8 protein-coding genes are annotated in these 10,392 nt (G+C 67.8%); 2 read left to right on the forward strand and 6 right to left on the reverse strand.

The genetic code is table 11. From position 1 onward, the window contains the following. Positions 1 to 354 precede the first annotated feature (354 nt). A complete protein-coding gene (gene gvpJ / locus ACFTZB_RS37670) occupies positions 355 to 723 on the forward strand; it encodes a gas vesicle protein GvpJ (protein WP_378439799.1) in 369 nt (122 codons plus the stop codon). Between the two features lie 7 nt (positions 724 to 730). On the opposite strand, the gene ACFTZB_RS37675 is transcribed toward gvpJ, so the two are convergent. From ACFTZB_RS37675 to ACFTZB_RS37695, 5 genes are all read right to left on the reverse strand, one after another. Continuing rightward, positions 731 to 3,268: an ABC transporter gene (locus ACFTZB_RS37675; protein WP_378439801.1), complete on the reverse strand. Its 2,538-nt coding sequence runs from the start codon at positions 3,266 to 3,268 to the stop codon at positions 731 to 733. Positions 3,269 to 3,357: 89 nt separating this feature from the next. Beyond that, positions 3,358 to 4,524, reverse strand: coding sequence for an NAD(P)/FAD-dependent oxidoreductase (locus tag ACFTZB_RS37680; protein ID WP_378439803.1), 1,167 nt, complete (start codon positions 4,522 to 4,524; stop codon positions 3,358 to 3,360). Between the two features lie 48 nt (positions 4,525 to 4,572). After that, complete coding sequence (locus tag ACFTZB_RS37685) at positions 4,573 to 5,721, reverse strand: Glu/Leu/Phe/Val dehydrogenase (protein ID WP_378439805.1); 1,149 nt, start codon at positions 5,719 to 5,721, stop codon at positions 4,573 to 4,575. Positions 5,722 to 5,757: 36 nt separating this feature from the next. Then, a complete protein-coding gene (locus ACFTZB_RS37690; protein WP_378439807.1) occupies positions 5,758 to 7,314 on the reverse strand; it encodes an aldehyde dehydrogenase family protein in 1,557 nt (518 codons plus the stop codon). Then, positions 7,315 to 8,775 carry a VOC family protein gene (locus ACFTZB_RS37695; RefSeq protein ID WP_378439809.1) on the reverse strand — a complete coding sequence of 487 codons (1,461 nt, stop codon included), beginning with the start codon at positions 8,773 to 8,775 and terminating at the stop codon, positions 7,315 to 7,317. A 171-nt stretch (positions 8,776 to 8,946) separates the two neighbouring features. On the opposite strand from ACFTZB_RS37695, the gene ACFTZB_RS37700 reads away from it, so the two are divergent. Continuing rightward, positions 8,947 to 9,864, forward strand: coding sequence for a LysR family transcriptional regulator (locus ACFTZB_RS37700; RefSeq protein WP_378439811.1), 918 nt, complete (start codon positions 8,947 to 8,949; stop codon positions 9,862 to 9,864). A gap of 19 nt (positions 9,865 to 9,883) precedes the next feature. Here ACFTZB_RS37700 and ACFTZB_RS37705 read toward each other — a convergent pair. Beyond that, the coding region (locus tag ACFTZB_RS37705; protein ID WP_378439813.1) for a PucR family transcriptional regulator at positions 9,884 to 10,392 on the reverse strand (509 nt) is incomplete at its 5' end.

Here is a 10,392-nt window from a genome sequence, read left to right on the forward strand (position 1 = left end):
CCTGGGGAGAGCCTGGCCACCATTCCGATCTGTGCGCAAGAATTCCAATTTCTTCGGCGGCGGAGTCACGTCGGCGCGTGGACTCGGGCACACGACCATAAATGTACTCCTGCTGCGGGTCGGAATAATTCGACCGGCACGGTTGGCGATTTTCCAGCGCGATAGCCGGGAATTCCGACGCCACCAACGTCGGCCCATTCTTTTCATTGCGCGAAAGAGGACTTCGACCGCCGTCCGAGTCACCCGGTCACTTCAGGCTTTCGACCGATTGAAGATCCGCCGTTGGGGGTAGTCGGATTCGGGTTGGTTTCGTCGAGTGACGGTTGCCGATCCGAGTGAAGGGAGTCGACAACGATGACCACAGCAGGAGGTGGCCCGAGCTCGAGCAGCCTGGCCGACGTCATCGACACCATCTTGGACAAGGGGCTGGTCATCGACGCCTACGTCCGGGTCTCGCTGGTCGGGATCGAACTGCTCACCGTCGACGCCCGGGTGGTCGTGGCCAGCGTCGACACCTACCTGCGCTTCGCCGAAGCGGCGAACCGGCTCGCGATCGGGAGCGAGCCGAAGGGCCTGACCGATCTCGTGTCCGACGTCAAGGGCAGCGGCAGCACGAAGTCGAAGACCAAGGGCGTACTCGAGGGAGTCGGCGAAACGCTCAGCGAGCTGCTCGGCGGATCGGGCAGCGAACGCGAACCGGCACCACGCCGGAAGCGGACATGAACCGCACCTACCCGTCGGCCGGTGCGAGATGCCGGCCGAGATAGGCGGCGGTGGCGGAGTCGGCCGTCTCGGCGACGATCGCCGGCTCACCCGCGGCGATGATGCGGCCGCCGTTGTCCCCGCCGCCGGGCCCGAGATCGATCATCCAGTCCGCCGAGGCGATGACCGACATGTCGTGCTCGACCAGGACGACGGTGTTTTCCGCCGCGACGAGACGGCGCAGCACCACCATGAGCCGGTCCACATCGGCGGGATGCAGTCCGGTGGTGGGTTCGTCGAGCACGTAGAGCGTGTGCCCGGATCGGACGCGCTGCAGTTCGCTGGCCAGCTTGACGCGTTGCGCCTCGCCACCCGACAGAGTGGTGGCGGATTGGCCGAGCCGCAGATACCCGAGACCCACCTCTATCAGCATGTCGAGGCTCTTCTTCGCGGCCGGGACGTGGTTCAGGAAGTCCCGGGCATCGTCGACGGTCATCGCGAGGACGTCGGCGATCGATCGGCCGTCGACCAGGATCTCGAGAGTCTCGGAGTTGTACCGTGCGCCTGAGCAGGCCGGGCACGGGGCCGAGGCCTCGGGGAGAAACAGCATGCCGATGGTGATCGTGCCGGCGCCCTCGCACTCCTCGCATCGGCCACCGGTGACGTTGAACGAGAAACGACCGGGGCTGTAACCGCGTTCGCGGGCGGTGGGGTGTGCAGCGAAGAGTTTCCGGATCGCATCGAAGAGTCCGGTGTAGGTCGCGAGATTCGAGCGTGGAGTCCGCCCGATCGGGGTCTGGTCCACGCGCACCAGCCGGTCGATGTGCCCGAGCCCGTGGGACGACACCACCGTCGGTTCGATGGTGTCGCGGCCGTCGGCCAGGACGGCTGTGGAGTCGTCGGCGTCGTCGCCCACGGTGTCGGGGCCGGGTTCGTCGTCGACGCCGAGGTGACGGGCCACGACATCCGTGAGCACACGGCTGACGAGTGTCGATTTGCCCGATCCGGACACACCGGTGACGGCGGTGAGCACCCCGAGCGGGATCCGCACGCTCAGATCCTGCAGATTGTGCATCGTGATTCCGGAGAGTTCGATCCACGTGCTCGGCTGTGCGGGCTCCGGGCAGGTGTCCGGTCGTTCGAAAAGGTATCGGCGGGTGACGGATTCGGCAATCGTGGCGAGACCGTTCACCGGTCCGCTGTAGAGGACCCTCCCGCCGTGCTCCCCGGCATCGGGGCCGACGTCGACGATCCAGTCCGCCGCCCGCACGACGTCGAGGTTGTGTTCGATGACGAAGACGGAGTTGCCTGCGGCGCGAAGCCGCCGCACGGCGGCGACCAGAGCCTCGGTGTCGGCGGGATGCAGGCCCGCGGACGGCTCGTCGAGGACGTACAGCACGCCGAACAGGCCCGACTGCAGCTGGGTGGCCAGTCGCAGACGCTGGAGCTCTCCCGGCGACAGGGTGGTGGTCGATCGGCCGAGACTCAGGTACCCCAGGCCGAGCTCGGACAAACCCCGGAGGCGTCCGAGCAGGTTGTGCACCAACGCCTCCGAGGCCCGCTCGGTGGCGTCGTCGGCGGCGGCATTGCGGGATGCGACAGCGGTTTCGAGGACCGTGGCCAGATCGGCCAGTGGCAGCTCGGTCGCGTCGGCGATGTCGAGACCGGCGAACCGCACCGCCAGTGCCTCCGGTCGCAGCCGCTTGCCGTCGCACGCGCGGCAGGGACGGGAGACCAGGTATCGCGAGACCTTTGCCCGCTGGGTCGTGCTCTTCGTCGTCGCGAAGGTGTGCAGGACGTAGGTGCGGGCGCTCGAGAACGTTCCCTGGTAGTCGCGCACCATCTTGCCCGGGTCGCGGATCGGTGACACCGTCACGGTGGGTTGCTCGTCGGTGGTGAGGATCCATTCACGTTGGTCTGCAGGGAGTTCCGACCAGGGGCAGTCCACATCGATGCCGAGGGTGTCGAGGATGTCGCGGTAGTTCTTGCCCAGCCACGCACCGGGCCACGCTGCGACGGCGCCGTCGCGGATACTGCGGCCCGGGTCCGGCACCAGCGCGTCGACGTCGACGTCGTGGGTGCGGCCGAGTCCGTGGCAGGTCGGGCATCCTCCTTCCGGCGTGTTGGGCGAGAAGGCGTTCGAGTCGAGGATGGCGGCATCCGGCGGATAGACGCCTGCCCGGGAGAACAGCATGCGCAGCACGTTGGAGATGTGGGTGAGGGTGCCGACGGACGATCTGGCGGAGGTGTGACCGCGGGCCTGCTGCAACGCGACCGCGGGTGGAAGCCCGGTGATGTCCCCCACCCGGGGTGCTCCGACCTGATCCATCAATCGGCGCGCGTACGGGGTGACGGACTCGAGAAAGCGTCGTTGCGCTTCGGCGTAGATGGTGCCGAAGGCCAACGACGACTTGCCCGATCCCGACACCCCGGTGAACGCGACGATGCAGTCCCGGGGAATGAACACATCGATGTGGGCGAGGTTGTGTTCACTGGCATCGAACACTTCGATGCCGGAGAAATCCCGGGCGGGTGCGGCCGGCGGTTCGGGATCGAGGGTCGGCACTACAGCTCCAGGTGTCGGTTCGTGCTCGGACAGGTCGGCTCCCAGTCTTCCTCGAGGGATGGAACGGGCGTCCCGGTGGTGCCGTCCGATCAGACGATGTTCGTCTCGCCTGCGCCGATACCGGTCTTCGCGAAGCGGCGCAGAGCGAACGACCTGATGTCGTACCCGGGCTCCTTGCCGTGGTAGAGGTCGCGCACGATCTCGCCGGTCGCCGGTCCCATCAGGAAGCCGTGGCCGGAGTAACCGGTGGCGATGAGCAGGCCCTCCACGTCGGTGGAGCGGTCGATGATCTGGTTGCGGTCGGGAGTGACCTCGTAGAGTCCGGCCCAGCCTGTGCTGATGCCGTAGTCCAGAACGGCAGGCACCCGGGTCTCGGCGATCGCGCCGAGACCCATCAGCCAGTCCTCGAGTTCGAACCTGAGGTTGAATCCCTCGGGCTCGTTCGGGTCGGACCAGCCCAGCAACAGCCCCTTGCCTTCGGGATGGAAATAGAAGTTCGAGGGAAAGTCGATAGTCAGCGACGGCGAGAACTCGGGCAGTTCGGACAGCGGCTCGGTGAACGCGATCTGCCGACGCACGGGGACCACGGGGATGTTCACCCCGACCATGGTGCCGATCTCCGCCGACCACGCTCCGGCGGCGCAGACCACGGTGTCGGTCTTGATGCGTCCGTGCTCGGTGACGACGGCGGTGATGGTGCCACCCGTGCTCTCGATATCGGTGACCGCGCAGTGCCGGATGATGCGGGCACCGTGGCGACGAGCAGCCGCGGCGTACCCCATCACCACCGATTCCGGCGTGGCCTTGCCGTCCTGAGGGGACCAGGAGGCGGCCAGGAGTCCGTCGGTGCTGATGAGCGGCGAGATCTTCTTCGCCTCGTCGGGAGTGATCATCCGGCTCGGAACACCGTGCCGGTTCTGCAGCGCCACGCTTTCGGTGAAGATCTCGACGTTGGCCTGGTCCGAGAGGAGGTAGAGGTAGCCGTCACGGCTGAAGTCGATCTCCTGACCGTAGTCCTGGGCGAAACGCGAATACACCTCGAGGCCGCGCAGACCGATCGCGATGTTCGCCTCGTTGCTGAACGACGCCCGGACGCCGCCTGCGGCCTTACAGGTCGAGCCGCAGGCCAACTCGTCCTTTTCCAGGAGGACGACATCGGAGACCCCGGATTCGGCGAGGTGGAACGCGATACTGGCGCCGATGACGCCGCCGCCGATCACGACGACGGACGCCTGCTCGGGGAGTTCCTTGCTCATGTCGCTTCTTCTTTCCTGAAGAGTGATTATGTTATGCCGGACCGTCTTCTAGAACGTTGCGTCCCGCGGAGCTCGCCCACGCAACACCATGGCGTCGCGCACGCGGTCCTGGGCGGTGGCGCGCGCCACCTCGTGGGTGGTGCGGCCCTGGGCCTTCGAGGCATCGAGTGTGTCGATGGTGCTGGCGCGCAGCTTGTTCGAGATGTTGTCGAACACTGCGGCGGGTTCGGGACGGATACCGGAGTAGCGCGCGTCCATGGCCACCGCGGCGGCGACCACACCGCCGGCGTTGGCGATGAAATCCGGAACCACGGTCACGCCGCGGCCGTGCAGCACCGACTGTGCCTCGGGGCTGCTCGGCAGGTTCGCGCCCTCGACGACGATTCTGGCCGGCAATGTGCGGGCGAGATCGGCGTCGATGACGTCCTGCAATGCCGCCGGGATCAGGATGTCCGCGGTCACCGAGAGTTCTTCGCCCGCGGCGAGCGGCTTGGCGTCGGAGTACTGGTCGACCAGTCCGTCACCGTACTGCTCGCGCAGGTCGAGCAGGGCGGCGACGTCGAGGCCGTTCGGGTTGTGGATGCCACCCCGCGACGTCGAGACGGCGACGACGGTGGCGCCCAGTTCGGCGAGGCGTTTCGCGCTCGCCGCGCCGACCGCTCCGAAGCCCTGGATGGACACGCTCAGCGAACCGGTGGACAGGCCGATCGCCTGCGCGGCGGCGTCGGCCGACTCCGCGACTCCGTGCCCGGTGACGCCGAGCTGGTCGTACGGCAGTCCGCCGAGCGCGTGTGGGGTGCCGACGGCGCCGCCGCGGCCACCGACCTCGTCGAGCATGATCGCGGCGTCCTGCTCGGTCAGTCCGACGTCGAGTCCGAAGACGTATTCCTCGGGGACCTCGTTACGCAGGGCCCGCACGAACGCCCGCAGGACCGCCTCCTTCGACTCGGCGTGCGGGTCGGCCCAGATGCCGGCCTTGGCGCCGCCGTAGAACAGGTCGACCCCCGCCCACTTCCAGGTCATGTTCCGGGCCAGCCGGGCGACCTCGCCGACACTGACGGTGGTGGACATGCGGGTGCCGCCCTTGCCCATGCCGCGGGCGGTGTTGTCGATGACCAGAACGCCGCGCATGCCGGTGCGCGCGTCGGAGACACACACAACCTTCTCCGGGCCCCATTCGTCGATCAATTCGAACATCGTCGTTGCTCCTCGTGCGATTCGAAAGGGGGGAGGTCAGCCGAAGTTGACGCCCTGAGCCAGGGGCAGCTCACGGGAGTAGTTGATGGTGTTGGTGGCGCGGCGCATGTAGGCGCGCCAGGCGTCCGAACCGGATTCGCGGCCGCCGCCGGTGGTCTTCTCCCCGCCGAACGCGCCGCCGATCTCGGCGCCGGACGTGCCGATGTTGACGTTGACGATGCCGCAGTCCGAACCGTCGGCGGCGATGAAGCGTTCCGCCTCCCGCTGGTCGGTGGTGAAGATCGACGACGACAGACCCTGCGGGACGTCGTTGTGCAGGGCGATCGCCTCCTCGAACGTGTCGTAGGTCAGCACGTAGAGGATCGGTGCGAACGTCTCGTCCTTGACGATCTCGCTCTGGGTCGGCATCCGCACGATCGCGGGCTCGACGTAGTACGAGTTGTCGCTGCTCTCGCGGCGTCGACCACCGACGAGGATCCGCCCGCCCTGCGCGACGGCCTTGTCGAGGGCTGCGGTCATGTTGGCGTGGGACTTGCCGTCGATCAGCGGGCCCACGAGGGTGCCGTCGGCGAACGGGTCGCCGATCGGGAGGCGGCCGTAGACCTGGGAGATCCGGTCGACCAGCTCGTCGGCGATGGATTCGTGCACGATGATGCGGCGCATCGACGTGCACCGCTGACCGGCGGTGCCCGCGGCAGCGAACACGATGCCGCGGGTGGCGATGTCGAGGTCCGCGGACGGGGTGACGATCGCGGCGTTGTTGCCGCCGAGTTCGAGGATGGCGCGGCCGAAGCGGGCGGCGACGCGCGGGGCGATCTGCTCCCCCATCCGCTCGGAACCGGTGGCCGAGATCAGCGGCACCTTCGGGCTGTCGATCAGGGCCTGCGTGTCCGCGGCACTCGCCGAGACGAGAACGTTCAGGTTGGCCGGGGCACCGGATTCTTCTGCGGCACGGTCGAACAGCGCCGAGCAGGCGGCGGCGGTCAGGGTGGTCAGCTGCGCGGGCTTCCAGATCACCGAGTCACCGCAGACGATGGCCAGGGCCAGGTTCCAGGACCACACCGCGGCCGGGAAGTTGAACGCGGAGACGACGCCGACGACACCGAGCGGGTGCCAGGTCTCCATCAGGCGGTGGCCCGGGCGCTCCGAGGGCATGGTGCGGCCGTCGAGTTGCCGGGACAGTCCGACCGCGAAGTCACAGATGTCGATCATCTCCTGGACCTCGCCGAGTGCCTCCGAGCGGATCTTGCCGACCTCGATGCTGATCAGGTTCGCCACGTCTTCCTTGTGCTCGGTGAGCAGTTCGCCGAGGCGTTTGATCAGGAATCCGCGGACCGGGCCGGGAACGGTGCGCCACTGCAGGAACGCCTCGTGGGCGGCGTCGATCGCGGCCTCGACGTCGGCGGCGCCGGCGGCCGGGTAGTCGAACAGGCTCTCCCCGGTGACCGGAGTGCGGGCGGTGATGGTGTTCTTCACCCCGGCGGTGTCGAGCACGGCCGGGTCGACCCCACATCGCTGCAGGCTGGTGCGTGCGAGGGTGCGCAGTTCGTCGGTGGTGGGCAGGGTGATGGTGGCGGCGACAGCGGTGCTCATTTACTTGACTCCCTGGGTAGCGATGGGTGAGGTAGCGATGGGTGCCGGTTCTTCGACGGGTCCACGGATTCCCAATTGGTGGGCAACACGGTCGAGGGATGCGCGGCGGATCCCGTCGTAGAGCGCATACGGGTCGTGCAGAGGTCGGCCCAGAACTCCCTCCATCCAGGCGGCGTCGACCGCGGTGACCGACTGCGTGGTGTCCTTGCGGCCATCCGACGTCAGGTTGGACTGGAAAATCCCCGCGGCGGACTTCGGCAGGAAATCCTCGTAGACGATCGGCTCGGGGCGGACCCAGCCCTGGTCGATCAGATCCGGCAGCGACCGGGACGGGGTGTGCCCGCTCCGCTGCTTGCCGGTGTTCACGGTGTAGGTGAAGTAGGCGAGGTCGTGCAGGGCCAACCCCTGCTCGGTGGCAGGCATCTGCTGATTCCACAACTCCGCGGCGATCTGATTACGCGCCTCGGCCGACACCGGCGCGGCGGCGGCCTCCCGGACCGCCTGCTCGGTCTCGGCCGTCAGCCGGTCGTAGACCGCGCGGCCGCGGACGGTGGCGGCGATGCCGCGGGCTTCGACCTCACCGAAACGCACTCGCAGCGAACCCTTCTCGACGCTGCCGTCTGATTCGCGGAATACCCGCGGCTCGGCGAGGGCGCGGAACGAGGTCTGACGCAGCAGCAGATCCGGCCCGGCCCACCGGGGCGGTCCCTGGATAGTGTCGATCATGTCGACGCTGCGACGCTCCATGCGGGCGTACAGATCGTCGATGTCCAGTACCCGCGGGGTCAGGTGATTGATGTGGGTGCTGGTGACACCACCGATGTCGGCGGCCACCGAGGACACCTGTTCGAGTTCGCGGTACCAGGCGCGGTCGACGGCCTCGGCGGAGAGCTTGAATGCCGCCGTCGCGAGGGTCAGGAACATCTCCGCGTCCCCGGCGTTCAATCCCTTGTATTCGGTGGCCCTGTCGGCGAGGACCAGCAGTTCGGGGGTGAACAGCGTGCGCCTGGCGAGGAAACCCTCGAGCCGCTGCTGCAGATCCTCGCTGAAGAAGCGGCGGTCCGAGGGCACGAGCATCGAGGTGAACACCCGGAAGGGGTTGCGCGCCAGCTCGTCCGGGTCCGTGGGCCGGAAGGCGGTCGAGACGACCGGGACGGAACTGGCAGCAGCCTCACGCAGGTCGTAGAACCCGACCGGGTACATGCCCATGGCCGCGAACACGCGGGCCACCTGCGCCATCTCCTGCGGGGTGCCCACGCGGATGGCACCGTGGCGTTCCGCGGTGACCCGGGCGACCGAGCCGAGTCGCTCGGCATCGGAGCCGGGCCGCGACAGCACCGCCTCGTTGACGGCCTGCGACACCTCGAGCAACGTGGTGTAGGCGGGAACTTCCTTCCCGTACAGGTGCGAGAGGCGGCGAGCGAACTCGGCGCGCAGTTCCCACTGCTGGGTGATCGGCATGCGTGCAGCTCCAGGGTCGACGGGGATCGGGTGCGAGAGCGAATTCGTAGTGTGCGGAAGGTTTTCGAACTGTGCAGCGGTTCGACATTTCGTTCTCGCTCGTTCATCGTGGCGTGCCGGATCGAATAGCACCAGCGAAGAAAACTAGCCACAACCGTTTAGGATCCCTATATGAATATGAGTCTGGCCCACCTCGTCACGCTCCGGGAACTGGCCCGCCGCGGAACGATGGTCGCGGTCGCCGAAGAACTCGGCTACACCGCCGGCGCCGTATCGCAGCAGATCGCAGCGTTGGAGAAGGCCGTCGGCTCGCAGCTCGTCACCAAGGTGGGACGCAACGTCGTCCTCACCGATTCCGGCGTCGTCCTGGCCGAACACGCCGTGAAGATCCTGGGCGCGGAACAGTCCGCCCTCGACGCGCTCCGCGCAGTCCACGACGACGTGGCCGCGCCCCTTCTGCTCGGCACCTTCGGCAGTACCGCCGCCGCGCTGCTGCCGCCGGTGGTGGCCGCCGCGCAGCGCGAGTACCCGCACCTCACCCTCAGCAGCCGCGAACTCGACGTCGACGAGGCCGCCACCGCGGTCCAGCGCGGACAGGTCGACGTCGCGTTCGGGCTGGACTATCCCCATTCGCCGATGCCCCGCACTCCGGATATCGAGATGATCACCCTGCGCAGCGAGCGATTCGGACTCGCCGTCTCGTCCGGGGCGTACGGCATCCGCACCGAGTGCACGATCGATCTGCGCGAGGCCGCGGAGTGGGACTGGATTCTGCCGCCCACGGAAACCCAGTTCGGTCGCGCCATCCGAATCGCCTGCCGGCAGGAAGGTTTCGAACCGATCACACGTCACGAAATCGTCGACACCGCCGTCTCCCTGGCGCTGGCCGCGAAGGGGCTGGGTGCGGCTCCGGTCACGGACATGATGATCAGGCTCAACAGCTCGGTGCCGATCGTCCGGGTCGACCTCGCCCAGGAGATCGGCAGGCGGATCGTGCTCCTGCGCCTCGCCGGCTCGGAGACCCGGCCCACCGTGCGGGCCGTCACCGAGATCGTGCGGGCCGTGGTGAACACGGCCGAGACGCGGTGAGAACTCCTCCGAGGGGAAGTCAGTTCTCCTGGCCGGTGACAGGGTCCCGTGCACCCTGGCGCTCGAAGATGAAGCGCCCCAGTGTGAGACCGACGTGCAACTCGAGGCGCTGCGCACCCACCGAGAGATCGAGGCCGGTGATGTCCTCGATCTTGGCGAGGCGATAGTACAGCGTCTGACGGTGAATGCCGAGGACACCGGCCGTTGCGCCGGTGTCACCGGCCTGGTCCAGGTAAGTCCGTGCGGTGACGAGCAGGTCGACGTTGCGGTGGTCGAGCAGGGCCCGCACCGACGGCGTGAGGACCGCATCGGCGACGACGCCGCTGGGCCCGCAGGACGCCAACCGGTAGATGCCGAGTTCTTCCCAGTACGCGATCGGCCCCATCGATTCGTCGTGCCGGGCGACCCGGACACCGAGTTTGGCTTGCTGCCAGCTGCGGCGGGCAGACCGCAACCCCTGGCACGCACCCCCCACCCCGACCAGAGCCCCGGCACCCGCACCGCTTTCGGCAACGGACCGAACGGGAT

It is taken from the genome of Rhodococcus sp. NPDC057014, from assembly GCF_042673295.1.
Classification (GTDB): domain Bacteria; phylum Actinomycetota; class Actinomycetes; order Mycobacteriales; family Mycobacteriaceae; genus Rhodococcus_F.